This is a genomic window from Limnobaculum zhutongyuii, assembly GCF_004295645.1.
Lineage (GTDB): Bacteria > Pseudomonadota > Gammaproteobacteria > Enterobacterales > Enterobacteriaceae > Limnobaculum > Limnobaculum zhutongyuii.
In genome coordinates this window covers 2,591,722-2,616,581 of record NZ_CP034752.1, presented here as the reverse complement: position 1 = coordinate 2,616,581, position 24,860 = coordinate 2,591,722, and the positions used below count along the sequence as shown (strand labels likewise).

The following is a 24,860-nucleotide window of genomic DNA, read 5'->3' as shown; positions in this document are numbered from 1 at the left end:
ATTAACTGATTATTTTAATTACAACCAAGTGTGAGCATAAACAACTATGTGGAAGTGGCTGCATTCCCTCGCGAAACCAGAGACGCTATACCGTCTCTGCGGTAGGTTTATTCCCTGGCTGGCAATCGCCGGTATTATCAGTTTATCCGCTGGATGGATATGGGGATTTGGCTTTGCCCCGTCTGACTACCAGCAGGGTGACAGCTTCCGGATTATCTATATTCATGTGCCGGCTGCTATCTGGTCGATGGGGATATACGGCTCTATGGCTATCGCCGCTTTTATTGGCCTGATATGGCAAATGAAATCGGCAGATATGGTCGCTTCAGCGATGGCGCCGGTGGGTGCTGTATTTACTTTTATCGCATTAGCCACTGGCTCCGCATGGGGAAAACCAATGTGGGGAACCTGGTGGGTATGGGATGCTCGCCTGACGTCTGAACTGGTTCTGCTGTTCCTGTATTTGGGGGCTATTGCTCTCTATAACGCTTTTGACGACAGGCGTCTGGCGGGAAGAGCCGCAGGGATTCTGGTCTTGGTTGGAGTAGTGAATTTACCGATTATTCATTTTTCGGTGGAGTGGTGGAATACCCTGCATCAGGGTTCAACCAATATGCAGCAAACCGTTGACCCAAGCATGAGAACACCGCTAAGACTCTCTATTTTTGGTTATCTCTTCTTCTTTATTACCTTAACCTTGATGCGGTTACGTAATTTGATTCTTATTCATGACCGCCAGAAACCCTGGGTCGAGTCACTGGTTGGTAAGGGGGCAGGCAAATGACACCGGCATTTTCTTCATGGCAGGAATTTTTTGCAATGGGCGGTTATGGCTTTTTTGTCTGGCTGGCCGTGGCGGCTACGGTGATCCCACTACTGGCTCTGGTTTGGCATACCCGGTGGCAGCGGAAACAATTACTAACGGAAATTCAACGTCGTAAATCTCGTGAAGCCCGCATCGAAAATGCTAAAAATAAGCAGGAGGCAAGCCTATGAATCCGCGTCGTAAGAACCGAATGTATCTGGCGATTGCCGTGTTGGTTGGGATGGCGGTAACAATATCATTGGTGTTGTATGCCCTGCGTTCTAATATCGACCTGTTTTACACCCCGGGTGAAATCGTCTACGGTAAAGGTGAAGATAAAATTAAACCTGAACCGGGGCAGCGGTTACGTATTGGCGGCATGGTGATGACAGGATCGGTAAAACGCGACCCGGAATCCCTGAAAGTCAGTTTTAAAGTCTATGATGCCCGTGCTGCAATCGACGTTCACTATGAAGGTATTCTGCCAGATCTGTTCCGTGAAGAACAAAGCGTGGTTGCTCAGGGTGTATTTGAAGAGAACAATGTGATTAATGCTAAAGAAGTATTAGCCAAGCATGATGAGAATTACATGCCGCCAGAAGTGGAAGAGGCGATGAAAGATAATCATCACCGCCCTGAAGCCGACTATAAAGATAAACCTGCGGCTCAGGGGAATGCTAAATGATACCTGAGATTGGAAATTTTGCGCTGGCGCTGGCAACGGCATTAGCGCTGCTGTTAAGCATCTATCCGCTGCTGGGTGCTTATAAACAAGATGCTCGAATGATGGCCGTTTCCCGGCCATTAACCTATGGATTACTGGCTACTACCGTGCTGGCTTTTGGCTGTCTGGTGTATGCCTTTATTATTAATGATTTCAGCGTTATTTATGTCGCCACCAACTCTAACAGCCAGCTTCCGGTTTATTTCCGTATGGCGGCAGTTTGGGGGGCGCATGAAGGTTCGCTGTTATTGTGGATCGTTTTGCTTTCATTGTGGACCGGTGCCGTTGCGCTCTTCAGTAGCAAAATGCCGCTGGATGCCGTAGCCAGAGTGTTGTCGGTATTGGGTATGATTAACGTAGGCTTTCTGCTGTTCGTTATTCTGACGTCTAATCCGTTTACCCGTACTCTGCCGATGTTCCCTATTGATGGACGCGACCTGAACCCGCTGTTGCAGGACGTAGGTCTGATTTTCCATCCACCGCTACTCTATATGGGATACGTGGGTTTCTCGGTAGCCTTTGCGTTTGCTATCTCTTCGCTGATGGTAGGACGTTTAGACACCGCCTGGGCTCGCTGGTCTCGCCCATGGACCACGGCCGCATGGATTTTCCTGACGCTGGGTATCGCTCTGGGTTCTTACTGGGCTTATTACGAATTGGGCTGGGGCGGATGGTGGTTCTGGGATCCGGTAGAAAACGCCTCGTTGATGCCGTGGATTACCGGTACCGCATTAATGCACTCGCTGGCGGTAACGGAAAAACGAGGCACATTTAAGGCCTGGACGGTATTGCTGGCGATTGTTTCGTTCTCTCTGTGTCTGTTAGGCACTTTCCTGGTACGTTCGGGCATTTTGGTTTCCGTTCACTCCTTCGCCTCGGATCCGGCGCGCGGGATGTTTATTCTGGCGTTCCTGGTAGTGGTGATTGGTGGATCTTTACTGTTATATGCGGTAAATGGTGCGCGAGTCAGTAAGACCAAGGCTCGTCATGAGTTCTTCTCCCGGGAATCTTTCCTGCTGGGTAACAATATTCTGCTGATGGCGGCAATGCTGGTGGTTCTTCTTGGCACATTGTTACCGCTGGTGCATAAACAGTTGGGATTAGGTTCAATCTCTGTTGGTGCGCCATTCTTTGACTCGATGTTTATCTGGCTGATGGTGCCATTCTCCCTGTTATTGGGGGTTGCCCCATTAGTTCGCTGGCGCCGTGATGAGCCGTCGAAGCTGCTAAAACGCCTGATTGTTGCCCTGATTATTACGCTGGCGGCCTCTGTTGCTTTACCGTGGCTGTTACAGGATCAGATTATTGCCATGACGGTATTAGGCCTGATGATGTCCATCTGGGTGGTAGTACTGACCGTGATGGAGCTGCATGAGCGAGCCACTCACCGCCATGGTTTCTTTAAGGGATTAACTCAACTCTCCCGCAGCCATTGGGGAATGGTGATTGCCCACCTAGGCATGGCCGTTACGGTATTTGGTATTGCCTTTAGCCAGAACTATAGCGTGGAACGTGATGTGCGCATGAAAGATGGCGATAGCATCATGATTCATAATTATAAATTCACTTTCCGTGATGTTCGTGAAATCTCCGGGCCAAACTATACCGGTGGTGCCGGTGAGCTGGAAATCACCCGTAAAGGTAAGCCAGAAGCAACCTTGCACGCCGAAAAACGTTACTACAAAGTGGCTGGCAGTATGATGACTGAAGCTGCCATTGATGGTGGTATCACCCGCGATTTATATGCCGCATTAGGTGAACAGCTTAATGACGGAGCCTGGGCGGTTCGAATCTATTACAAACCGTTTATTCGCTGGATTTGGTTCGGTGGCTTGTTTATGGCGTTTGGTGGTTTGCTGTGTATTTTGGACCCGCGTTATCGGATTAAAAAATCATTAGCCCGTGAGGAGACAGTATGAATAAGAAGTTGCTGTTTATTCCATTAATTGTCTTTCTGGGGCTGGTTATCGCGTTTATGGTTCAGCTACAGCGTAATGCTCAGGGCGACGATCCAACATCTCTGGAATCGGCATTGATCGGTAAACCGGTACCAAAATTTAAGCTGGAGTCGCTGGATATTCCCGGAAAGGTTTACGATCAGGCTGCATTGCATGACGGAAAACCAATGCTGTTAAACGTTTGGGCAACATGGTGCCCAACCTGCTATGCCGAACACCAGTTTTTAAATAAGCTGTCGGCACAAGGGATCCGCGTAATCGGTCTGAATTATAAAGATGAGCGCAATAAAGCCATTAAATGGCTGAACGATTTGGGCAATCCTTATGCGTTAAGTTTATATGACAATAACGGCATGCTGGGACTGGATCTCGGTGTTTATGGTGCTCCGGAAACTTTCCTGATTGATGGCGATGGCATTGTTCGCTATCGCCATGCCGGCGATCTTAATGACCGTATATGGGAAGAAGAAATTAAACCCCTTTGGATTAAATATCAGGGGAGCGGTTCATAATGCTTAAGCGTATTTCATTTATTCTGTTCGGCCTGATGATGACCTTCGTGGCCCACGCGACCATTGATACTTATAACTTTAAGTCGGTGGAAGAAGAGCAACAGTTTCGTGAGCTGACAGGGCAGTTACGCTGTCCTAAGTGCCAAAATAACAGCATTGCTGACTCTAATGCGCCTATTGCCACAGACATGCGTGAGAAAGTGTATGAGCTGATGGAACAAGGGCAGTCACGGCAGGATATTATCAACTATATGGTTGATCGTTATGGTAATTTTGTCACTTATGAGCCACCAATCACCCCAGCGACCATTTTCTTGTGGTTAGTGCCTGTGTTATGTGTGGTCATTGGTGCAGCTGCGATTGTGATGCTTTCTCGCCGCCGTAAAGTCAGTGATTCCGGGGCGGGGTCTGAGAGCTTATCTGAGCAAGAAAAAGCACGATTACAGCAACTACTCAGCGATAAAACGGGCGCTAAAGGCAGGAAGAAATCATGATCGCATTTTGGCTAACAATTATTGTATTACTGGTTATTGCTGCGGCATTGCTGATTATGCCAACGCTGGGTAAACCTGACCCTAATGCAGACACCGACCGTGACGCAATTAACAAAGCATATTATCAGCAGCGTCTGACCGAGTTGAGTGCAGATGAAGAGCAGGGCGTTATTGGTGAACGAGACACCATGATCGCCGAATTACAACATAACCTGCTGGAAGATATTCCTGAAAGTGAGCGGGCTGCAAAACAGGCTCCGTTGGGTAAGATGGCGTTAATACCCGGCGTATTATTGCTGGTTGTGGTATCGCTGGGGCTCTATTTTCATACCGGTGGTTTAGCTCAGGTGATGCAGTGGCAGCAAATTGTGAAAATGTTGCCAGAGCTGCGTCAGAAAGCGGATAGCGGTCAACTTGTGGCGACGGAAGATATTGCCCGGTTTGGATTAGGCTTGCGGACTGAACTGCTTTCTAATCCTGATAACGTTCGGGACTGGACGATGTTGGGGTTAGCCGGTCTGAAACTGGGTGATGGCGAAATGGCATTACAGGCATATGAAAAAGCCTGGCAGTTATCACCAAAAGATAGTTACATCCAGATTATCTACGCTAAATTGTTGACCCGTTCTAACAATCCGAATGATATTCAACAGGCCAGCGATATTCTGAAAAATATTCTGAAGACCGAGCCTGATAACACTGACGCGCTGTCGGCATTAGCGATGAATGCTTTTGGTCAGGGTAACTTTAATGAAGCGATTATGGCCTGGGAGAAGGTGTTAACCCTGTTGCCAGCTGATGCCAAAGGTCTTGATGTTATCAGAAGCAGCCTTGCCTATGCGAAAGCTCAGGTGACCTCTAACGGCTATCGATTAGCGGTTAAATTGGCGCTATCGCCAGAGATGACATCACATTTACCCGCACAGGGAAAAGTAATGATCGCGGTACTGGATGGTGAATCTCCTATACCGGTAGCAGTTAAACAATTGCCGTTAGATAAATTTCCGTTAGAATTGGCATTAGATGACAGTAATTCGATGATGCCAGCACGTTTACTTTCCAGCCTTAAACAGGTGAAAGTGAAGGCTACCATTACCAGCAACGATCAGGCTGATACCCAACGTCTGGTTGGGGAAAGTAATGTCCACTCATTTAGCGGTAAAGAAACTGTCGATGTAACCATTAGGCAGATTAAACAGTAGGTGCTGTGCTGTAAGCCTGCATATTAGGGAGAAGAAAATGAAGCGCCGTCTTATCAGTATGGCACTGGCCGGAGTGATGCTAACCGGATGTGCAAACAGCGGGAGTATGAACGAAGATGGAACTCGTCAGGATCCGCTGGAAGGTTTTAACCGTTCCATGTTCAACTTTAACTATAAATACATGGATCCCTACGTTGTCCGCCCTGTCGCGGTGGTATGGCGAGACTATATGCCGCAGCCTGCACGTAATGGTTTAAGTAATTTCACCAGTAACCTGGGTGAACCAGCCAGCATGGTGAACAACTTCCTGCAGGGTAACGTTTATGACGGTTTTCGCCATTTTAACCGCTTTTTCGTGAATACCCTGTTGGGTATGGGTGGTTTTATTGATGTTGCCGGTATGTCGAATGACAAGCTGAAAAAAGGCTATAACAAAGAGTTTGGTCAGGTGCTGGGTCATTATGATGTTCCTTACGGCCCTTATGCCGTATTGCCTGCTTATGGCTCTGCGACTCTGCGTGATGAAGGTGGCGGCTATGTGGATTACGTTTATCCGGTACTAAGCTGGATAACATTCTGGGGTTCTGTCGGTAAATGGACCGTTGAAGGTATCGAAAGTCGTGCTCAATTCCTCGATCAGGATCAGATGCTGGCTAACTCACCGGATCCATATATCTTCGTTCGTGAAGCTTATTTCCAACGTCATGACTTCCTAGCAAATGACGGGAAGGTTGATGCAGAGAAGAATCCGAATGCAGATGCACTGAAAGATCAACTGGATGATATCGATTAATTATTCACGCCATTGATTGAAAAATCTGAGACCTCCGACTGACAGCGACTGTTATCGGAGGTTTTTTTATAGAATGATATCCGGGAATTAGCGAACAAAAAGGATGTATTGATGAAGTATTTGCTGATGATTATTTTGGGGTTATGTTTTACTGGTTCAGCTTTAGCAGGCTGTGCTGAAGATGAAAATGCACGTTGTTCCTATTACAAAGCCGGGGAATTAAAGAGCCAAAGTAGCTGCAAGATAACAACCTGTGCTGCAACAGAGGTCTATTTTTTAAGTCAGTGGGAGTGGAGTAATGGTAACTCTGTTGATATACACATGGATCCGGAAACGAAAAAAGTGACATTAAATGATAAACCGACCTACAGTTTACCCCAAGAACTCTCTGGCAAAATGACCTGTTTTGGTGTGGTGGACAGTGATGAGCTGATGTGCACTGACTCCGGTAATTTCTAAGTAAAAAAAACGCCACTCGTTGCAGAGTGGCGTCAGATATAAAACGGCAGTAAATCAGAAGGTATAGTTCAGGTTGATACCGTACAGCCATGCCTTTCCTTCTGAACGGAAAGTATAGGTTGGGCTATTCGCTGAGTTGTTCAGTTTCTCTTCAATCTTCACTTTCTGTCCATGCATATAGGATACGCCAAGGTCAACTGAAGCATCTTTGGTGAAGTTGTAGGTTGATCCCAGGCTTAACCATAAGCGGTCCTGGTCCGGAATAGAAATGGAACGGGTGTCAGCGGGCACTGCGCTATCGTCAAACGCAATACCGGCACGCCATGTCCAGGTATCATCATGGTAGTAAGTGGTACCTAACGCGATACGATAAGCATCACGGAAGTTTTCTTTCTTATAGAACAATGTTTGCCCTTCAGAACCGGTACCTTTTAACTCTTTAAACTCACTCCAACTGGTATAGCTCAAGCCGTAATGCATAGCCCATTTAGGTGCGACTTTGTGGTATCCGGCGAGTTCCCAGACCTCTGGCAGAGACAGCGTCAAATCACCGTTAACGGTTTGACCATTGGTTCCCCATGGCATTCCGGTAGCGGCTTGCATCGCGTTATATTTGGATGGCAGTTCACTGCTGTAATCGCCGCTAAAGTCGATGTCTACCTGTGAACGGTAGCTCAGGCCAATACGGTTTTCTTTATCGATTTCGTATAGCAGACCCGCGTTCCAGCCATAACCCCACTCGTCGCCTTTCATATGAACGACTTCGGTATCTCTTGGCATACCGTTGCTATTCTCACCGGCATGACGGTTGATTTCTGCTTCCGCGTAGATCGCATTAAAACCTGCGCCAAAGCTAAAATATTCATTGATACGGTAAGCGGCACTGAAATTAAGATTGCCGGTTTTTAATGAGGTTTTACCAGCCAAAGGACCTGCAGCATAATCATCAGAGAATTGGGTAGAAAGGCCATAGTTACTGGTTAAAGAACCACCAACCGCCCAACTATCATTAATTGGATAGATAAAATGAAGGTTAGGAACCCATTCGTTTGGCGTAATGTCACTTACGGACATATCTGAACCAGATGGGGAAGTACCGTCAATTTTTACCGTAGGCTGGACGTAAATGGCGCCACCAGAAAATGTAGGGCGGTCAAACATCGTCATTGATGCAGGGTTACGGCTACCTGATGCTGCATTATCAGCAATCGCACCTTCACCGGAAAACGCACGACCTAACCCTGAAGCAGAAGATTCCTGAAGCTGGAAACCTGAAGCGTAAAGATTAGAAGATACTGCCGCTATAACAATTGCCAATGCCGACTTTCTTAAAATATTTTTGTGGTGCATACCAAAATCTCAAAAGTGATAAAAACTATTACGGATTGTAATAATTGAGGCGGCATTGTAGGGAGTAAGATGTTGGCTACAGATTAGACCAGTTGGGCCGAATGACAGAGGTTAAGGGGCATTAGGGCTTAATACTTTATTTAAAAGTAAATACTTTTTACATACCGGATTGGTTACATTTGAAGCGTATCAAAGTGAAAAATCATAAAGGTAATAATAATCATATTGTTATAACTCAATTTTGTGTGGGAAGGTTGATTATTGTACGAATAATTAGTCGGGTAATAACAAAGTCCATGCGTAAATCGGGCAGGAAGAGTAGTATAGGAAAGATTATTGAATTTTGAGCTAGATCTCATTCAGGTTTTAAATAAAACGACTATTCAGCCGTTTTATTCACAGGAGAAGAGTACGATGTCTGATTCATTAAAATGTAATGCACAAGAAACCGCTGCTTGTTGTTGCGTTGATGTTGGTACCGTGATGGACAACACGGATTGCACTGCGTCTTACCAAAATGTATTTACCAATCGTGGCGAAGCAGAGTTAATGCTGAAGATGCTGACAGAAAAAGCACGAGCAACAGAATCTGAGCCTTGCATGATTGAAAGCCGTTTGACTGATGTCGCGGGTGGAGTAGAACTGAGCGTAGACTTTACATTCTCGTGCCAGGCTGAAACTATGATTTTCCAACTGGGCCTGCGTTAATCGCCACCAGTTTTTGTACAGTTTAGAATAATGCTAACGCCGGAATACCGGCGTTAGCCATAAATGAACGGAGCAAAACATGCAGGTGTTCATTATGCGGCATGGTGAAGCCAGTTATCATGCTGACAGCGATCCGGCTCGCAACTTAACAGAGCGCGGATGTAAGGAAACGGCTCAAATGACGCGCTGGCTACGGCAAAAAATTGCTGAGATTGACTGGGTGCTAGTCAGTCCTTATGTTCGGGCACAGCAAACGTTAGACGTAGTCAAACACGAATTTCCTCTGTCATCTTCCTCTACCATCGAAACGTTTTCAGCCCTGACGCCGGGTGGCGATGCTATGTTATCTGCTGATTATTTGATGACGCTGGCACAGGATGGAGTGAATTCTGTATTGGTGGTTTCTCATTTACCGTTGGTGGGCTATCTGGTCTCTGAACTTTGTGGTGGTATATACCCACCTATGTTTAGCACTTCAGCCGTAGCAGCGATTACGCTGGATGCTGAAACCGGCAGAGGTTCTCTTGACTGGCAGCAAACGCCGGGGTCATTGAGTTAATTGTGGAATCGCTTTTAAATTCACTTTAGTGGATATTCCGGCCATAAACGCAAACATGTATCAATATGCATGGTTCCAGGCCGGAAAGAACAACAATTTAAAGCCCCAGCCGATGCGCGACCACTTCCTCCAGCAAACGCACTAACTCCGGATCCATATACTTGTAGTCGTCGGGAATATCCAACACGTGAATGGTTTTATGCTCTATCAAGCGCTGATATTCCGCCACAATACGGTTCTTATGTTTTTGCTCCATCACGCAAATAACATCAGCCCACTGTAACAATGCAGGGGTTAATGGCTTGCGGGCATTGCGGCTGGTTCCGGCTGATTTAACCGAGAGTTCAGGGTGGCGACGCCACACCTGTTCTGCGGTAGGGCTTCGCCACTGGTTACGACTACAGATAAATAGCACATTCATACAGCAGTCAGACCTCTTCCATGGCTTTTAGCGTTCGTTGACTATTGGGTATTCTGGGATACTCGATACCTAGCTGCACCGATCTTGCCAGCTTGTCTCGACGGGTGTAGAGCATTTTCCAGTTTTTTTCTCCACGATAGTCGTCTTTTGCCCGACCACCCTGGTGTTTTTTACGTTTATTTTGTGAGAGCCGCCAGGCCCGGTTTCGGATGTTATCCATATTTGATGCCTCATCAGATTAATCGTGGTTCAGCAGCCGCGATAATACAGAGAGGTTGGGACGGGTTAGCGTCCGGCTTTATGATACCGAATGTAGCCAATAACCGTCCAGTGGCTATTTTTGCGAATCGGGTTGCTCCGGGTTAGTGGCTAAAGGGGAAAAGAGCGCCGGTAAGTAGTGAACTGCTTGATACATGGTTACCGATGAGAGGGTTCCACAGAGAATGGAAAGCCCGAGAACTTCAAAATCTAACTGTCCCCAAAAAATAAGCAGAGTGGTTGGGAGCAATCCCGAGGTTATAGCACCGACCAGCGCGGCAAAAGGAAACTTTTGATACAACGGCGTTAAGTTGGCAATAATGATTCCAGTCGCCAGTGCTGGCAAACTTCCCCAGATATAGGTAATGAGCAGAGCAAAAGGTAGCTCACGGATGATATCGCGGAAGAAACCAGATGGATAACCCGTATAGATATATATCGTGGGAATCGCAATAATCAGTCCAATTAACGGCCCAAAAAGGGTAAACCAGACGGCGTTATTTATTATTCGATGTGTTTTACTCATATGTGGCAACTCCCTGCGCTGGACATCATCAGACTTTCCGGCAGGTTAACTGGCGTATGTGAAAATAGCGTGAAGTCAGAATGGAGAGGGTTCTTCCGAAGTTTCCTGAGCAATTAATACCAATATTGAGGCGTTACCACCGAACTCTTTGGGTGCCTGATGAAAGGCCATCACATCCGGATGTTGGGCCAGCCACAGCGGCGTTTGCTGTTTCAGTACGTATGTACCATAGCCATGCATAATACAGGCACAGTGAACATGCTCCCGGCGGCAGGCGGCGATTAATGCGCCTAACTCTTGTTTAGCCTCTGCTTGTGTTAACCCATGCAGGTCAAGAAACAGCTCTGGTGAGTAATCACCACGTCGGAGTTTTTTTACCTCATAGCTATTAGCGCCGGGGCGCACATAACGAATCGGGCTATCCTCACTCAACAGAGGTTGAAATTCATCAGAAAAATAGAAGCTGGCATCCATCTGTTCCTGAAGCAGACGTTCTACCGGCCGTTTTTTAACTTTGGGTTTAATACGATGCAGAGCCTTATCCTGGCGCAGGGGTTTTATTCCTCGAACCGAGTCCCGAAATAGCGCATGTTCTTCATCTGATAAGGTAAATTTATTTTTCTTCAAGAGTTCAAAATTGACTAAATGTGATAAAAGATAACGCTTAGTGTAACCCGAACGAGCGTTCTGTCCACGTCAGATCTAAAATGAGTGGGATTATTTGTGTTGAACTGATAGCAGAATTACGCTTGATTCCAGCTGATTTGTTACAAGCTTCGTGGCAAACTAGGAGGTTATTTGCGAATTCTATTCCTTGCCGGAGGGCTCATTGGACAAAATTTTTGTAGATGAAGTGGTTAACGATATGCATACCATTCAGGATATGCTGCGTTGGTCCGTCAGTCGTTTTAATGCGGCAAGTATTTATTATGGACATGGAACGGATAATCCATGGGATGAAGCTGTTCAACTGGTACTGCCAACCCTGTTCCTGCCGCTGGATATTCCACCGGAAATGTATTTTTCTCGTCTGACGCTCAGTGAACGCCAGCGCATTGTTGAGCGAGTTATTCGCCGGGTAAACGAGCGTTTACCTGTGGCCTATCTGACGAATAAAGCCTGGTTTGCCGGTCATGAATTCTTTGTTGATGAGCGAGTATTAGTGCCTCGTTCGCCAATTGGTGAACTGATTAATCATCGTTTTGAATCGCTGATCGCTCAGGAACCGCAAACCATTCTGGATATGTGTACCGGCAGTGGTTGTATTGCAATAGCTTGTGCCTATGCTTTCCCGGAAGCGGAAGTTGATGCGGTTGATATCTCTGTCGATGCGCTGGCAGTCACTGAACAAAATATTGAAGCTCATCGGATGGAGCATCGGGTTACGCCAATTCGTTCAGACTTGTTCCGCGATATGCCGCCGGTAAAATATGATTTAATCGTTACCAATCCGCCTTATGTGGATGCGGAAGATATGTCCGACCTGCCAAAAGAGTTCCGCTATGAACCTGAGCTGGGGCTAGCGGCGGGTACTGATGGTTTGAAATTAGTGCGCCGTATTCTGGCTCGTGCGCCAGATTATCTGAATGAAGACGGCGTATTGATTTGTGAAGTGGGTAACAGCATGGTGCATCTGATGGATGAATATCCGGATATTCCATTTACCTGGCTGGAATTTGAGTTCGGCGGCGATGGCGTATTTATGCTAACGCGGGACCAACTGCTGGCGTGCAGCGAGCATTTTCGCATTTATCGAGACTAAGCTTTACCGCAGCTAAATGGTTGCGACAATCACTTTTACCGGGCTATTGAACGCTCTGATGATAAATAACAGCTAAGGAGCTGTGATGGCAGGGAACAGTATTGGAGAATTATTTCGTGTGACGACCTTTGGTGAGTCGCACGGTGTTGCATTGGGATGTATTGTTGACGGTGTACCTCCGGGTATTCCTTTGACCGAGGCAGACCTGCAGCACGATCTGGATCGTCGTCGTCCGGGGACTTCCCGCTATACTACTCAGCGTCGTGAGCCTGACAGCGTGCGTATCTTATCCGGCGTATTTGAAGGGGTCACTACCGGCACCAGTATTGGTCTGTTGATAGAGAACACCGATCAGCGCTCACAGGATTATGGCGAAATTAAAGATCTGTTTCGTCCCGGGCATGCTGATTACACCTACCAGCAAAAATATGGCCTGCGTGATTATCGCGGTGGCGGCCGTTCTTCTGCCCGTGAAACGGCGATGCGCGTAGCAGCTGGCGCGATTGCCAAAAAGTATTTGCAGCAGCAGTTTGGTATTCAGATTCGTGGTTATCTGTCACAAATGGGTGATATTAGCTGCGAGCTAAAAGACTGGGATCAGGTAGAGCAGAATCCTTTTTTCTGCCCGGATGTCGATCGTCTGGAAGCGCTGGATGAACTAATGCGCGAATTAAGAAAGGCGGGTGACTCCATCGGTGCCAAAGTAACGGTCGTGGCGGATGCGGTGCCTGTTGGATTAGGTGAGCCGGTTTTTGACCGTTTAGATGCCGATCTGGCCCATGCTTTGATGAGCATTAATGCGGTCAAAGGGGTTGAGATTGGTGATGGATTTGCCGTAGTCAATAAACGCGGCAGTGAAAATCGTGATGAGATTACACCAGAAGGGTTCCTGAGTAACCACGCTGGCGGCATTCTCGGTGGTATCAGCAGTGGACAGCAAATTGTTGCCAATATTGCGCTGAAACCAACGTCCAGCATTACCATTCCTGGACGGACGATCAATAAGCAGGGCGAAGCAGTAGAAATGATTACCCGCGGTCGTCATGACCCTTGTGTAGGTATTCGTGCGGTGCCGATCGCAGAAGCGATGATGGCAATTGTTTTAATGGATCACTTGATGCGCAACCGCGCACAGTGCAATGACGTGAAATCAGACGTTCCACGTTGGTAAGGAATATAGTAATGAGAAAATGGTTTTTAGTCGCGGCAGCCTTAGTGTTTAGCGCCTCGGTAACGGCAGCAACCCCATGGCAGAAAGTGAAGGAACCGGTTGCCGGTGAACCTCAGTCTATTGGCGGTTTTTCTAACGGTTGTATTATTGGTGCACAGCCTCTGGAATTGCAGGGAGAAGGGTATCAGGTAATGCGTAGCCAGCAGCTACGTTATTTTGGTCATCCTGATTTGCTGTCATTTATTGACCGTTTAACCACGGAAACTCAGGCAAATGGTTTAGGTAATGTGTTGGTGGGCGATATGGGAATGCCTGCCGGTGGTCGCTTTGCGACCGGGCATGCCAGCCATCAGAGCGGTTTAGACGTTGATATTTGGTTACAATTACCGACTTCTCGCTGGAGTGCAACTCAGTTAAAAAATCCGAGAGCGATTGATTTAGTCTCCGGAGACGGCAAGCGAGTCGTTGAAAGCCTGTGGCAACCACAAGTTGGTGAGTTAATTAAACTGGCCGCCAGCGATCGTGATGTGACACGTATTTTTGTTCATCCGGCCATCAAGCAAAAGCTGTGTCAAACCGCCGGAACCGATCGTACCTGGTTACGTAAAGTTCGCCCATGGTTTGGTCATCGCGCCCATATGCATGTGCGTTTACGCTGTCCGGCAGATAGCCATGACTGCGAAGAGCAGGCGGCAATTCCTGCTGGTGATGGTTGTGGAGCCGAACTGACCAGTTGGTTAGAAGCACCGGCTAAATTACCAAATGCTAAACCTAAAGATCCGGTTATTCCTGAACCACCGGCGGCATGTAAGGCACTGATAGTGAATAATTTTAAGGCAGAATAATAAATGGAGTGGCTTCCGCTCGGCGTTGAGATTTATCTGATTTTATTTTTTGTTGCAATGCTGGCCGGATTTATTGACTCCATTGCGGGTGGTGGTGGGCTGATTAGCCTGCCAGCACTCATGTCAGTCGGTATTCCGCCTGCTCAGGCGCTGGCTACTAATAAACTACAGTCTATCGGCGGATCGTTTTCCGCCAGTCTCTATTTTATCCGCCAGAAAGCGGTAGATTTAAAAGACCAGCGATGGACCATTCTGCTGACATTTATTGGCGCCATGTTTGGCGCCATTCTTATTCAGCATATTGACGCAGATATTTTACGTTCTATTCTGCCGCTGTTAGTTATTGCCATTGGGCTCTATTTTATTTTCAGCCCTAAAGTAGGAGAGGCGGATCGTCAGAAACGTTTAACCACCTGGCCTTTTGCTTTCGTTGCCGGATTCTGCGTGGGTTTTTATGATGGCTTTTTTGGACCCGGTGCCGGTTCTTTCTTTGCCTTAGCTTATGTTACACTGCACGGCTTCAATCTGACTAAATCCACGGCTCATGCCAAAGTGTTGAACTTCACTTCGAATCTGGCTTCCCTGCTGTTTTTTATTCTGGGGGGAAAGGTGGTGTGGAGCGTTGGCTTAGTGATGTTGTGCGGTCAGGTTATTGGTGCTCGCAGTGGTGCCCGTATGGTACTGAGCAAAGGGCAAAAATTGATACGGCCAATGTTGATTACCGTATCGTTCGTGATGAGCTGTAAACTAATTTATGATAACCACAGTGCTGAAATTCATCAGTGGATCGCAGGCTTTTTCTAATAAAACAGTAGGGATACACCCTCTTAAAACCGAGTGACGTTAATTGACCAGACAACATAATCCTCAGGATCTTATCGATCTGTTTGAGCAAACTTTTGGTGTGGACTATCAGACTAAATTGGTTCAGGGCGATGATGAACCTATCTATCTGCCTGCCGATGATAAGACCCCTTATCATCAGGTCGTTTTTGCTCACGGATTTTACGCCAGCGCTTTTCACGAAATTTCTCACTGGTGTATTGCCGGAGAGCAGCGCCGTCAGCAGGTTGACTACGGTTACTGGTATTGTCCGGACGGACGCAGTGCCGATAAGCAATCTGAGTTTGAAGTCGTGGAAATAAAACCGCAGGCTTTTGACTGGTTTTTCTGTGTGGCGTCAGGTTACCCATTTAACGTTAGCTGCGATAATCTGGAAGGGGATTTTCAGCCAGACCGTATCGCGTTTCAACGTAAAGTTCATGCTCAGGTAATGGACTATCTGGAGAAGGGTATACCCGAGAGACCAGCCCGTTTTATTCAGGCGTTGCAGAAATTTTATCAAACCAGTCCATTAACAGCAGATGATTTTCCTTATCCGGAATATCCTACGGGCTGGTGTAATTAATTCACTCTGGTCTTAAATTCAACGGGGCTGTTGCCACCTGATTTATTATTAACCAAGTAGAGATACCGCATGATTGCAGAATTAGAGAACCGCATATTGGCCTTGATCGATAGTAACGTTGAACATGCCAGTGATGATGAACTGTTTGCCGGCGGTTATTTACGCGGTCATATTACTCTTGCTGCTGCTTTGGCTGAAGAGCAGGGCAGTAGTAGTTTGGATGATTATTCACAATTGATTGAACAGAGTCTGGATAAAGCGATTAAAGCCGGTGAACTCTCTCCTCCGGACCAGGTGCTGGTTTTTAATCTGTGGAAGAGTTTGCAGTTGAAAGTGCGGTAATTGAGGCGGCTGATAAACCAGATAAATTGGCCTTAATGAATATTCCGGTCGTAAATTATTAAGTGCTTATATTGGCGCAGTGCTCGACCGGAAGACCGTCTGTACTTAACTGTGGAGAGCGTCGGGCCTACCTTTCCTATGGGCAGTTATGAAACACCTTGCGGTGTTTCACCCTGACGGGCCAACGCAAGCGTTGTTCAAACAGGCTTTGCCTGTTTGTCATTGGCTTACGCCAAGTCGACCCAAACGGACAACGCTTGCGTTGCCCCGAAGGGCAGGCGCTAGCCTGTAAAGCTCTCCCTCCGATTGGCTATATTAAATCATAAAAATATACAGTCAGACTTTGCCATCAATTTGATAATTCGTTTTACTTTTTTGGTTCGGATGAAGGAAATACTCGTCCGAACCCAATGTGATTTACAGCGGTGTTCCTTTCAGTAGTTTTCTTACCCAGAGTCGATTTGGGTTCAGCGCAGCCAAAATATCCGCAGGCAACGGCAGTGGTTCATTAAAGATTTGCCCTGCCAGTGTTTCTGCCAACAGTGGAGCTGAACAAAGACCACGTGAACCCAAGCCACTCAGCATATACAGCCCCGGCCATACCGGAGCCTGTTCTATTTTTTCACCGCGTTTTAGTTTGCGATCCAGATGCCGGTAGGATTCTCGTAGCCGTGAGTAATCTGCGACGGCGCCCATCATTGGCAAGTGGTCACGAATGGCACTACGAACGCTGCACCGGGCTAATTGGTTGCTGATATCAATATGCCGTGGCCAGTCGATATCCGGTAAACAATTTAACAGGCGCTGGCGATTTTCTTGCTGTTCCGCCTGACGATAATCGATTTGACTGTCTCCACGACCATAGCTGGCACCAATACAGTGATATTGATGATTAGCATCTACAGGCGTCATATAGCCATCGTAGCAAATGACGTGTTTTAGCTGGCTCAGTTCAGAACTGGTTGGAACCTGTGATACCTGACCGCGTACCGGAGTGAGTGATAGTTGAGCCGTTTGCTCAAATTCAGTTACCCGATAGCCATTAGCTAAAATAACGGTGGCATGCTGCGCGCTTTTTCCGTGGCTGAAGGTTAGCGCCCACCCTTGTTCCGCTAGTTTTAATCCAGTGAGGGAGTGTTGGTAACAGGTTTTCATTCCAAGCGTTTGTGCATGGTTTAATGCATTAGCGGTTAACTGCCGGGGAGAAAGCCATCCACCTAAAGGATAGTGGATACCGCCGCAGCCGGTAGGTAGCCCGCATAACGTTTCGACCTGCTGTTGTGACAAATGACAGGCGATCTCTGGTAGAGGATTTGAGGCCAGAATGACGTCATTTTTATTTCGGCTCTTTTCGTCATAGCCCAGTTGGGTTACACCACACCATTGATGGTCAAAGTCTATTCCTTCGCTTAACAGGCTATCGTAACGCTGGCGGGCAAAAGTAAACGCATGGCTGAAGAACCGAGTCATGGCATTTTCCCTGCCTAACAAGGGGTAGAGAGCGCCCTGATAGTTTCCTGATGCACCCTGAGCGGGCAAATCATCAGCACAATACAGTGTAACCGTTGCTCCCCGACGGAGCAGGGCCAGAGCCGTCATAGCACTGGCGATACCACCACCAATAATCGCTACATCCATTGGCTGTTGGGCACACGGACTGGTATACCAGGGCATATTTAGCGGTTGCTGAGGTGGCAAATCTGGCTGGCGAACCCCCACCAACATTTCTCGTTTTTGCCCAAATCCCTTAATACGTGAAACATCAAAACCAGCGTCCTGCAAGCCCCTGCGAACGAAACCGGCGGCAGTGAAGGTGGCAAAGGTACCTTGCTCAGCGGCAAGTCTGACCATTTGTTGAAATAGCAGTGGGGTCCACATATCCGGATTTTTTGAGGGCGCAAAACCGTCGAGAAACCAGACATCAACTTTGCCATTAACGCTGTCATCAAGCTGAGGCAGCAGTGTATTCACATCACCAAACCACAGATCCAGTGTTACCCGACCATCGTCGAGCAACAACCGATGGCAGCCGGGCAGGGCAGAGGGCCACTGTTGTTGGAGCTGTTCACATAACGATGAAAATTGTGGCCATGTCTGATGAACCTGCTGTAAGTCTTCGCGCCGTAAAGGGAATTTTTCAAAGCTAATGAAATGCAGATGTTTTAACGGCGTTTCCTGATGATGGGCATAAAACTGGCGAAAAGCATGCCATAAGGTCAAAAAATTTAGTCCGGTACCAAATCCGGTTTCAGCCACGGTAAAACTACGCTTAGCATGTACAGTGAATCTTTCAGGAATATGATTGCCCGTTAGAAAAACATATTTTGTCTCTTCCTGACCATCCTGATTCGAAAAATAGACATCATCAAATTCTCGGGAAACAGGTGTACCCTGTTCGTTCCAGTTGAGGTCAGCATGTTGGATTGAGGTGTGATTCACGTTAAAAGACCGTCTGTTCAAGTGCTAGCGAGAGCCTAATGATGGACGACTCGTCAGGAAATTAACATCTTTTGTTGCATCTTTTTTGCTGATCGGACTTGTTCAGCTTACAAGTGTAAGCTAATCTGTTATGCAAATTCCGCCATGCTATATAAAGTAAAAACAGAGGTAATAGATGAAACGTGCAGTTATCACCGGTTTAGGTGTTATTTCTAGTATTGGTAATAATAAACAAGAAGTCCTTGAGTCTTTAGAATTAGGACGCTCTGGTATTACCCATGCTCAGGAACTGCAAGATGCCGGCATGCGTAGTCATGTTTGGGGTAATATTAAGCTGGATACCGCTGGGTTAATTGACCGTAAAGTTGCTCGTTTTATGAGTGATGCTTCAATTTATGCCTATCTTTCTATGCAGGAAGCCATTCAGGATTCAGGATTAGCGGATAATCAGGTTTCTAATGAGCGTACCGGTTTAGTGGTTGGCTCTGGCGGTGGTTCTCCACGTAGCCAGGTTGCTGGCGCTGATGGTATGCGTTCTCGTGGTTTACGTGGCGTTGGTCCTTATATGGTGACCAAAGCGATGGCCTCAGGTGTTTCTGCCTGTCTGGCAACCCCATTTAAAATTCGTGGTGTTAACTACTCAATCAGTTCTGCCTGTGCCACCTCTGCGCACTGTATTGGCCATGCGGTTGAACTGATTCAACTGGGCAAGCAGGATGTCGTGTTTGCCGGCGGCGGCGAAGAGCTGTGCTGGGAACTCTCCTGTGAGTTTGATGCCATGGGCGCACTATCTACCCAATACAACGACACGCCAGAAAAAGCCTCTCGTACTTATGATTCAGCCCGTGACGGCTTTGTTATCTCTGGCGGCGGCGGCATGGTCGTCGTGGAAGAGTTGGAGCATGCTCTGGCACGTGGTGCACATATCTACGCTGAAATCGTAGGTTATGGCGCAACATCTGACGGTGCCGATATGGTAGCTCCATCAGGCGAAGGTGCTGCACGTTGTATGAGAATGGCAATGCACGGTGTTGATACACCGATTGACTACCTCAACGTTCATGGTACTTCTACCCCGGTTGGTGATGTGAAAGAACTGGGCGCGATTCGTGAAGTGTTTGGTGATAACACCCCGGCCATTTCTTCTACTAAAGCGATGACGGGTCACGCGCTGGGTGCCGCTGGTGTACATGAAGCCATCTATACTTTGCTGATGGTCGAACACGGCTTTATCGCTCCAAGCATTAATATTGAAAACCTGGATGAACAGGCTGCCGGTATGAACATTATTACCAAGACAACGCGTCGTGAATTAACCACGGCAATGTCTAACAGTTTCGGCTTTGGTGGTACCAACGCCACGCTGGTAATGCGTAAATACAGCAAATAAGCTTTTTAGTTTATCTGTAAAAAAACAGCCGGTGAGATAATCACCGGCTGTTTTTATTTTATTGGATGGGGTAAAACCCATCAGGTTATTCAGGTATCATAGTGGCTATTCTGGCCCAGCCATCCTTGGTTAATAAAAGCTCTTTCGAACAACTGGATTGTCGAAGGACGGTTAAATGCTTCTATGTCTTTGAAAGATAAAAAATCATCTGTATTAGTCCCCATTATTTTGCTGCTTATTGCCATGTTATCTATTCAGGGCGGTGCATCGTTGGCGAAAACACTTTTCCCTGCGGTTGGTGCTCAGGGGGTAACGGCTTATCGCCTGTTTTTGGGTACCATCATTCTGATGATTTTTTTACGTCCGTGGCGTAAACAGACAACCCGAACACCTGCTCCCGGTGCGTGTTGGTGGCTGGTGGCATATGGCCTGTCCCTTGGTGGTATGAATCTGCTGTTTTATATGTCTTTACGGACAGTACCTCTGGGAATTGCAGTTGCATTAGAGTTTATTGGGCCGCTGGCCGTGGCGATGTGTTCTTCCCGTCGGGTGGTGGACTTTCTGTGGATTGGTCTGGTGATTGTTGGGCTGGGTTTACTGTTACCGCTACGTCAGTCGGTGAACGGCATCGATCCGGTAGGTGCCTGTTATGCATTGGGTGCAGGCTTTTTCTGGGCGCTGTATATCGTATTTGGTCAACGTGCTGGTGCTAACTATGGAACCCGTTCTGTAGCATTAGGTGCGCTGGTAGCAACGATTATAGCTGTACCTATTGGGGTTGCTCATGCAGGCAGCGATCTGTTTGCCTTATCGTTATTGCCGGTAGCGATTGGCGTGGCGATTCTCTCTACCGCATTACCTTACTCACTGGAAATGGTGGCTTTGACTCGTCTCCCAGCTCAAACCTTCGGTACTCTGACCAGTCTGGAACCCGCGATTGGTGCGCTTTCGGGGCTGATTTTCCTTAATGAAACCCTCTCATGGATGCAATGGATGGGGTTGTTTGCCGTCATTGTTGCTTCGATGGGGGCTTCATTGACGATTAAGCGTAAGACAAAGTTGGAGACGGTGGAGATAGAGAAGGGCGGCGTTGTTTTGGATAAATAAGCTAATTTAGCTCGTCGTCTGTTTTGTCGGTGAAGAGTTCGCTGTTTTGCTCGACTGCCTGTGTGGCGGCCGAGCAAAGAATATAAGGGTCAAACCGTCAAAATTTATAGATCCAACAATAACCCCTGATACTCACTCAAATCTCCCAGATTCTGTTTCACCCACTCAGGATTATAATAAGTATCCAAGTACCGCTCACCGCTGTCACACAGTAAAGTCACTATTGCGCCGGTTTCACCTTTGTCGCGCATCCGTATCATTAACTGTAGCGCACCCCAAACGTTGGTACCGGTGGAAGCGCCGGTTTTACGGCCAAGGATCTTTTCCAGCCAGAGAATGGTCGCGATGCTGGCAGCGTCTGGAACCTGTATCATTTCGTCAATGACTTGTGGAATAAATGAAGGCTCAACGCGCGGGCGACCAATACCCTCAATGCGACTACCACAATGGGCGGATGGAGTACGGTCTCCCGTTTGGTAATAGTTGTAAAATACCGAGTTTTCCGGGTCGACGACGACCAATCGAGTATCGTGTCCCTGATAGCGAATGTAACGTCCCAGCGTTGCAGAGGTACCACCGGTACCGGCACTCATGACAATATAGTCAGGGATAGTATGAGGCTCGCGTTGCATCTGGCGGAAGATACTATCAGCGATATTGTTATTACCACGCCAGTCGGTTGCCCGTTCAGCATAAGTAAACTGGTCCATATAGTGACCATTTAGCTCTTTTGCCAAACGTTCTGACGCTTCGTAAATTTCGGATGGATGTTTTACAAAATGACAGCGACCGCCGTAAAACTCAATCAGTTCTATTTTACGTTTGGCGGTACAGTCAGGCATGACGGCAATAAACGGCAGGCCCAGTAAACGCGCAAAGTAAGCTTCAGACACTGCGGTACTGCCTGATGAAGCCTCAATAATGGTCGTGTCCTGTTTGATCCAGCCATTGGATAAGCCGTATAAAAACAGAGAGCGTGCCAGACGATGTTTCAGGCTGCCGGTAGGATGGGTGCTTTCGTCTTTCAGATAGAGATGAATACCGGGAAACTGTGGAAGTTGCATACGGATCAAGTGTGTATCGGCGGAACGTTGGAAATCTGCTTCAATTTCACTGATAGCTTGTTTTACCCATTGGCGATTCATATTCTTTTCCTGTAACGGCCTGTTAATAACCTGTCAGGCAGGTTTGATTCTATACTGATAGATTAACCGCGTTGACAGAAAAAATTATTGCTATTTTTACTGTATAATAGTCATATGGTAGAAAATATTTCTCTCAGAGGCCGATGTGTTAGATAAAATTGACCGAAAAATGCTGACTCTGTTACAAAAGGATTGCACTCTGTCACTTCAGACGCTGGCGGATGAGGTCAGCCTGACTTCAACACCCTGTTGGAAACGCCTGAAAAGGCTGGAAGACGAAGGATATATTCGCCATAAAGTCGCCCTGTTAGATGCGGAGAAGCTGGGGCTGAGCCTGACGGCTTTTGTGCTGATAAAAACCCAGTGCCATAGCCGCGACTGGTATCAAAGCTTTGTGGATTGTGTGGAAGATATGCCCGAAGTGATGGCCTTTTATCGCATGGCTGGTGAATATGATTATCTGATGCGCGTTCAGGTTGCCGATATGAAGAGCTTTGATAATTTTTATAAGCGTCTGGTTAATAGCGTGAGCGGGCTTAGCGATGTGACCTCCAGCTTTGCTATGGAAGAGATAAAGCTCACGACTTGTTTACCTATTACTGAATAGGATAATTTTTAGCGCTAAATGAGAAATAATTTCATTTGGCCTGGCTGAAAATGGTATCCTTTCGCCGCTGATTTTATTGAATTTAAACTAATGCAGTCACTCTCCAGAGACTGCCTGATGACCGGATTAATATAGTGAAACTGTTCTCTCAATTGCGCTGGTTTTTTGTTTTACAGTGGAAACGCTATTTAGGTGCAGTGACACTTCTTATCATCATTGCCCTGATGCAGTTATTGCCTCCCAAGCTGGTAGGTACGATTGTTGACGGTATCACCCATCGCCAGATGGATGGTTATACCGTGATGATGTGGATTGGTCTGATCGTTGGCACGGCTGTCGTTATCTATTTGCTGCGTTATGTATGGCGCGTATTGTTATTTGGTGCCTCTTATCTACTGGCTGTTGAGCTACGTAATAAATTTTATCGTCAACTGAGCCGCCAGCATCCCAATTTTTACCTGCGTCACCGTACCGGCGATCTCATTGCCAGAGCAACCAATGATGTAGATCGGGTGGTATTTGCTGCCGGGGAAGGGGTCTTAACACTGGTGGATTCGCTGGTGATGGGTTGTGCCGTGCTGGTGGTGATGAGCGTTCAAATTAGCTGGCAATTAACGCTGTTATCTTTATTGCCCATGCCAATCATGGCCATCTTTATTAAACGTTATGGTGATGAGTTACATAATCGTTTTCGCGTGGCGCAGGCGGCATTTTCATCTTTAAACGATCGCACTCAAGAAAGCCTGACCAGCATTCGGATGATCAAATCATTTGGTCTGGAAAATTACCAGTCAAAACTCTTTTCTGATGTTGCTACCGATGCCGGTCATAAAAATATGCGGGTAGCGAGAGTGGATGCCCGCTTTGATCCTACTATCTATCTGGCAGTTGCCTGCGCCAATATGCTGGCGATTGGCGGTGGTAGCTGGATGGTGATCCATAATCAGATGACATTGGGGCAACTGACCAGTTTTGTGATGTATTTAGGCCTGATGATTTGGCCAATGTTAGCGCTGGCATGGATGTTTAATATCGTTGAACGGGGCAGTGCTGCCTACGGGCGTATTTCCAGCTTGCTGGAAGAAGCGCCGGAAGTGGTGGATGGGGATTTGGATTTACCTCCTGGTCGTGGCGTACTGGATATTAACATTCAACGTTTTCACTATCCGCTAACCGAAAAAGCCTCACTGGAAGATGTTCATACCCGTCTGGAGCCCGGAAAAACCCTGGGTTTATGCGGCCCAACCGGTTCCGGCAAAAGCTCACTATTGGCACTGATTCAACGCCAGTTTGATGTTACCGAAGGGGATATTTGCTATCACTCATTACCGCTGCGGCAGGTCAAACTGGATGAATGGCGAGCTCGTTTATCGGTGGTGAGTCAGATGCCGTTCCTGTTTTCCGCCACCATCGCAGAAAATATTGCACTGGGTTATCCGCAGGCTACACAGGATGAAATTGAACAGGCTGCCGCGCTGGCCTGTGTGCATGAAGATATTCTGAATCTCGCGCAAGGGTATCAAACCGAGGTCGGTGAACGCGGTGTGATGTTATCTGGTGGGCAGAAACAGCGTATCGCCATCGCCAGAGCGTTATTAATGGAAAGTGAAATACTGATCCTTGATGATGCACTTTCTGCGGTAGATGGTCGCACCGAGTATCAGATCCTGCAAAATTTACGTCAGTGGGGGAAGGACCGTACTTTAATCATCAGCGCACATCGGCTCTCAGGATTGCTGTATGCCAATGAAATTCTGGTGTTGCAGGATGGTCGTGTAACTCAGCGAGGCTCGCATTCAGAACTGGCAGAGCAGGCTGGATGGTATCGCAATATGTATCGCTATCAGCAACTGGAAGCCGCACTGGATGAGTAAT

General features: G+C 47.2%; 28 protein-coding genes. 21 read left to right on the top strand and 7 right to left on the bottom strand.

Annotation, left to right across the window (positions count from 1 at the left end):
• Positions 1 to 46: 46 nt before the first annotated feature.
• The 9 genes from EKN56_RS11740 to EKN56_RS11700 all read left to right on the top strand — a co-directional run bounded on the left by EKN56_RS11740 (position 47) and on the right by EKN56_RS11700 (position 6,947).
• Positions 47 to 784, top strand: a complete 738-nt coding sequence (locus EKN56_RS11740) for a heme ABC transporter permease (protein ID WP_130591952.1) — start codon at positions 47 to 49, stop codon at positions 782 to 784.
• Positions 781 to 996 carry a heme exporter protein CcmD gene (gene ccmD / locus EKN56_RS11735; RefSeq protein WP_130591951.1) on the top strand — a complete coding sequence of 72 codons (216 nt, stop codon included), beginning with the start codon at positions 781 to 783 and terminating at the stop codon, positions 994 to 996. Before EKN56_RS11740 ends, ccmD begins: the two co-directional genes overlap by 4 nt.
• Positions 993 to 1,490: a cytochrome c maturation protein CcmE gene (ccmE, locus tag EKN56_RS11730; RefSeq protein ID WP_130591950.1), complete on the top strand. Its 498-nt coding sequence runs from the start codon at positions 993 to 995 to the stop codon at positions 1,488 to 1,490. The genes ccmD and ccmE overlap by 4 nt, the downstream gene beginning before the upstream one ends.
• Positions 1,487 to 3,448 (top strand): heme lyase CcmF/NrfE family subunit, encoded by a 1,962-nt coding sequence (locus tag EKN56_RS11725; protein ID WP_130591949.1) that lies wholly within the window; start codon positions 1,487 to 1,489, stop codon positions 3,446 to 3,448. Before ccmE ends, EKN56_RS11725 begins: the two co-directional genes overlap by 4 nt.
• Entirely contained in the window at positions 3,445 to 3,999 is a 555-nt protein-coding gene (locus EKN56_RS11720; RefSeq protein ID WP_130591948.1) for a DsbE family thiol:disulfide interchange protein, read from the top strand. Before EKN56_RS11725 ends, EKN56_RS11720 begins: the two co-directional genes overlap by 4 nt.
• Positions 3,999 to 4,493 (top strand): cytochrome c-type biogenesis protein, encoded by a 495-nt coding sequence (locus EKN56_RS11715; RefSeq protein ID WP_130591947.1) that lies wholly within the window; start codon positions 3,999 to 4,001, stop codon positions 4,491 to 4,493. The genes EKN56_RS11720 and EKN56_RS11715 overlap by 1 nt, the downstream gene beginning before the upstream one ends.
• Complete coding sequence (gene ccmI, locus EKN56_RS11710; protein WP_130591946.1) at positions 4,490 to 5,695, top strand: c-type cytochrome biogenesis protein CcmI; 1,206 nt, start codon at positions 4,490 to 4,492, stop codon at positions 5,693 to 5,695. The genes EKN56_RS11715 and ccmI overlap by 4 nt, the downstream gene beginning before the upstream one ends.
• Positions 5,696 to 5,732: 37 nt before the next feature.
• Positions 5,733 to 6,488 carry a phospholipid-binding lipoprotein MlaA gene (mlaA, locus tag EKN56_RS11705; protein WP_130591945.1) on the top strand — a complete coding sequence of 252 codons (756 nt, stop codon included), beginning with the start codon at positions 5,733 to 5,735 and terminating at the stop codon, positions 6,486 to 6,488.
• Between the two features lie 111 nt (positions 6,489 to 6,599).
• Complete coding sequence (locus EKN56_RS11700) at positions 6,600 to 6,947, top strand: hypothetical protein (RefSeq protein ID WP_130591944.1); 348 nt, start codon at positions 6,600 to 6,602, stop codon at positions 6,945 to 6,947.
• Positions 6,948 to 7,001: 54 nt separating this feature from the next.
• Here EKN56_RS11700 and fadL read toward each other — a convergent pair whose 3' ends face one another.
• Positions 7,002 to 8,297, bottom strand: coding sequence for a long-chain fatty acid transporter FadL (fadL, locus tag EKN56_RS11695; protein ID WP_130591943.1), 1,296 nt, complete (start codon positions 8,295 to 8,297; stop codon positions 7,002 to 7,004).
• A gap of 414 nt (positions 8,298 to 8,711) precedes the next feature.
• Here fadL and EKN56_RS11690 point away from each other — a divergent pair, with 414 nt between their 5' ends.
• Together EKN56_RS11690 and sixA are read left to right on the top strand one after the other, a co-directional pair.
• Complete coding sequence (locus EKN56_RS11690; protein ID WP_130591942.1) at positions 8,712 to 9,005, top strand: YfcZ/YiiS family protein; 294 nt, start codon at positions 8,712 to 8,714, stop codon at positions 9,003 to 9,005.
• A gap of 79 nt (positions 9,006 to 9,084) precedes the next feature.
• Positions 9,085 to 9,564 (top strand): phosphohistidine phosphatase SixA, encoded by a 480-nt coding sequence (gene sixA, locus EKN56_RS11685; RefSeq protein ID WP_130591941.1) that lies wholly within the window; start codon positions 9,085 to 9,087, stop codon positions 9,562 to 9,564.
• A 97-nt stretch (positions 9,565 to 9,661) separates the two neighbouring features.
• Here sixA and EKN56_RS11680 read toward each other — a convergent pair whose 3' ends face one another.
• The 4 genes from EKN56_RS11680 to smrB form a co-directional block, all read right to left on the bottom strand.
• Positions 9,662 to 9,985, bottom strand: coding sequence for a low molecular weight protein tyrosine phosphatase family protein (locus EKN56_RS11680; protein WP_130591940.1), 324 nt, complete (start codon positions 9,983 to 9,985; stop codon positions 9,662 to 9,664).
• 7 nt (positions 9,986 to 9,992) lie between these two features.
• Positions 9,993 to 10,205, bottom strand: a complete 213-nt coding sequence (locus EKN56_RS11675; RefSeq protein ID WP_130591939.1) for a hypothetical protein — start codon at positions 10,203 to 10,205, stop codon at positions 9,993 to 9,995.
• Positions 10,206 to 10,319: 114 nt separating this feature from the next.
• Positions 10,320 to 10,769 carry a hypothetical protein gene (locus EKN56_RS11670; protein WP_130591938.1) on the bottom strand — a complete coding sequence of 150 codons (450 nt, stop codon included), beginning with the start codon at positions 10,767 to 10,769 and terminating at the stop codon, positions 10,320 to 10,322.
• 75 nt (positions 10,770 to 10,844) lie between these two features.
• Positions 10,845 to 11,396: an endonuclease SmrB gene (gene smrB / locus EKN56_RS11665; RefSeq protein WP_130591937.1), complete on the bottom strand. Its 552-nt coding sequence runs from the start codon at positions 11,394 to 11,396 to the stop codon at positions 10,845 to 10,847.
• A 202-nt stretch (positions 11,397 to 11,598) separates the two neighbouring features.
• Between smrB and prmB the strand changes: the two genes are divergently transcribed.
• The 6 genes from prmB (at position 11,599) to EKN56_RS11635 (ending at position 16,297) form a co-directional block, all read left to right on the top strand.
• Positions 11,599 to 12,531 (top strand): 50S ribosomal protein L3 N(5)-glutamine methyltransferase, encoded by a 933-nt coding sequence (prmB, locus tag EKN56_RS11660; protein ID WP_130591936.1) that lies wholly within the window; start codon positions 11,599 to 11,601, stop codon positions 12,529 to 12,531.
• Between the two features lie 85 nt (positions 12,532 to 12,616).
• Entirely contained in the window at positions 12,617 to 13,702 is a 1,086-nt protein-coding gene (gene aroC, locus EKN56_RS11655) for a chorismate synthase (protein ID WP_130591935.1), read from the top strand.
• An 11-nt stretch (positions 13,703 to 13,713) separates the two neighbouring features.
• Positions 13,714 to 14,547 (top strand): penicillin-insensitive murein endopeptidase, encoded by an 834-nt coding sequence (mepA, locus tag EKN56_RS11650; RefSeq protein WP_130591934.1) that lies wholly within the window; start codon positions 13,714 to 13,716, stop codon positions 14,545 to 14,547.
• Between the two features lie 3 nt (positions 14,548 to 14,550).
• On the top strand, positions 14,551 to 15,351 hold the full coding sequence (locus tag EKN56_RS11645) for a sulfite exporter TauE/SafE family protein (RefSeq protein WP_130591933.1): 801 nt from the start codon (positions 14,551 to 14,553) through the stop codon (positions 15,349 to 15,351).
• Between the two features lie 43 nt (positions 15,352 to 15,394).
• Positions 15,395 to 15,955: an elongation factor P hydroxylase gene (locus EKN56_RS11640; protein WP_130591932.1), complete on the top strand. Its 561-nt coding sequence runs from the start codon at positions 15,395 to 15,397 to the stop codon at positions 15,953 to 15,955.
• Positions 15,956 to 16,024: 69 nt separating this feature from the next.
• Positions 16,025 to 16,297 carry a YfcL family protein gene (locus tag EKN56_RS11635; protein ID WP_130591931.1) on the top strand — a complete coding sequence of 91 codons (273 nt, stop codon included), beginning with the start codon at positions 16,025 to 16,027 and terminating at the stop codon, positions 16,295 to 16,297.
• A gap of 417 nt (positions 16,298 to 16,714) precedes the next feature.
• Here EKN56_RS11635 and mnmC read toward each other — a convergent pair whose 3' ends face one another.
• Positions 16,715 to 18,736 (bottom strand): bifunctional tRNA (5-methylaminomethyl-2-thiouridine)(34)-methyltransferase MnmD/FAD-dependent 5-carboxymethylaminomethyl-2-thiouridine(34) oxidoreductase MnmC, encoded by a 2,022-nt coding sequence (gene mnmC, locus EKN56_RS11630; RefSeq protein ID WP_130591930.1) that lies wholly within the window; start codon positions 18,734 to 18,736, stop codon positions 16,715 to 16,717.
• Positions 18,737 to 18,911: 175 nt separating this feature from the next.
• Here mnmC and fabB point away from each other — a divergent pair, with 175 nt between their 5' ends.
• Both fabB and rhtA read left to right on the top strand, forming a co-directional pair.
• Positions 18,912 to 20,126: a beta-ketoacyl-ACP synthase I gene (gene fabB, locus EKN56_RS11625; RefSeq protein WP_130591929.1), complete on the top strand. Its 1,215-nt coding sequence runs from the start codon at positions 18,912 to 18,914 to the stop codon at positions 20,124 to 20,126.
• 183 nt (positions 20,127 to 20,309) lie between these two features.
• The gene (rhtA, locus tag EKN56_RS11620; RefSeq protein ID WP_130591928.1) at positions 20,310 to 21,233 is read left to right on the top strand and encodes a threonine/homoserine exporter RhtA; all 924 of its coding nucleotides are present in this window, start codon (positions 20,310 to 20,312) and stop codon (positions 21,231 to 21,233) included.
• A gap of 104 nt (positions 21,234 to 21,337) precedes the next feature.
• Here rhtA and EKN56_RS11615 read toward each other — a convergent pair whose 3' ends face one another.
• Positions 21,338 to 22,378: a PLP-dependent cysteine synthase family protein gene (locus EKN56_RS11615; RefSeq protein WP_130591927.1), complete on the bottom strand. Its 1,041-nt coding sequence runs from the start codon at positions 22,376 to 22,378 to the stop codon at positions 21,338 to 21,340.
• Between the two features lie 145 nt (positions 22,379 to 22,523).
• Between EKN56_RS11615 and EKN56_RS11610 the strand changes: the two genes are divergently transcribed.
• Together EKN56_RS11610 and EKN56_RS11605 are read left to right on the top strand one after the other, a co-directional pair.
• Positions 22,524 to 22,985 (top strand): Lrp/AsnC family transcriptional regulator, encoded by a 462-nt coding sequence (locus EKN56_RS11610; protein ID WP_130591926.1) that lies wholly within the window; start codon positions 22,524 to 22,526, stop codon positions 22,983 to 22,985.
• 134 nt (positions 22,986 to 23,119) lie between these two features.
• Positions 23,120 to 24,859, top strand: coding sequence for a SmdA family multidrug ABC transporter permease/ATP-binding protein (locus EKN56_RS11605; RefSeq protein WP_130591925.1), 1,740 nt, complete (start codon positions 23,120 to 23,122; stop codon positions 24,857 to 24,859).
• Position 24,860 lies beyond the last annotated feature (1 nt).